The sequence below is a fragment of the Belnapia mucosa genome (genome assembly GCF_016775475.1).
GTDB classification, from domain to species: domain Bacteria; phylum Pseudomonadota; class Alphaproteobacteria; order Acetobacterales; family Acetobacteraceae; genus Belnapia; species Belnapia mucosa.
Genome location: NZ_JAEUXJ010000075.1, coordinates 1 through 1049 on the forward strand (window position 1 = coordinate 1; position 1049 = coordinate 1049).

The following is a 1049-nucleotide window of genomic DNA, read 5'->3' on the forward strand; positions in this document are numbered from 1 at the left end:
CTAGAGCAAAATCTGACCGATCGGAGTCATTGGGGATTCCTCTCGGCCTCGAAATTTGATTCACCCTGCTGGCTGGGCGTGGAGGCCAGCTTGCATGGCGAGAACCCTGTCTGAAGATCTGCGCTCCCGGCTGATCACGGCGGTCGAGGGCGGCCAATCGCGGCGCGCTGCGGCCGATCGCTTCGGGGTTGCGGCTGCAACTGCGGTCCGCTGGGTGCGGGACTGGCGTGCCACGGGCGCCACCCGCGCCAAGGCCAAAGGCGGTGACCTGCGGTCGGGGCGGATTGAGGTCTACCGAGAGGCCATTATGACGGCGGTCGAGGCTCAGGTGGATATCACCCTGGTGGAGCTGTCCAGGATGCTGCGTGAGCAGCACGGCGCAGCCTTTGCGCCCAGCACGATCTGGCGCTTCCTGGACCGGCACGCCATGACGCTCAAAAAAAACAGCGCACGCCAGCGAGCAGGAGCGGCCCGACGTCGCTGCACGACGACAAGCCTGGTTCGACGCTCAGCCTGACCTCGACCCCGAGCATCTGGTCTTTATCGACGAAACCGGTGCCTCGACCAAGATGGCCCGCCTGCGCGGTCGGTCGAAGCGCGGCCAGCGCTGCCGGTCGCCCATCCCACACGGGCATTGGAAAACCACCACCTTCACCGGAGCGCTGCGGCTCGAGGGTATGACGGCACCGATGGTGCTCGACGGGCCGATGACTGGCGTCGCCTTCCTCGCCTATGTCGAACAGGTGCTGGTCCCCATCCTGCGGTGCGGCGATGTCGTGATCATGGACAATCTGCCTGCGCACCGCCGCCCCGCTGTCCGCGCCGCCATCGAAGCCGCAGGCGCCAGGCTGCTCCGCCTGCCACCCTATTCGCCAGACCTGAACCCGATCGAGAATGCCTTCGCCAAGCTCAAGGCCATCCTGCGCAAAGCCGCCGCGCGCACCATCGATGACCTGTGGGATGCTATCCGAGATGCGCTGCCGCAGTTCACTCCAAACGAATGCCGAAGCTACTTCACCGCCGCAGGCTATGAGCCCGAATGATCGGAT

Annotated in this window: 1 protein-coding gene; it reads left to right on the plus strand. The window is 65.4% G+C overall.

The window, feature by feature from the left end:
* The first annotated feature begins 94 nt into the window (after nt 1-94).
* A protein-coding gene (locus tag JMJ55_RS30400) for an IS630 family transposase (RefSeq protein ID WP_236034273.1) occupies nt 95-1043 on the plus strand; the annotation gives its coding sequence in 2 pieces (ribosomal slippage) (nt 95-435 and nt 434-1043; 951 coding nt in all).
* Nucleotides 1044-1049 lie beyond the last annotated feature (6 nt).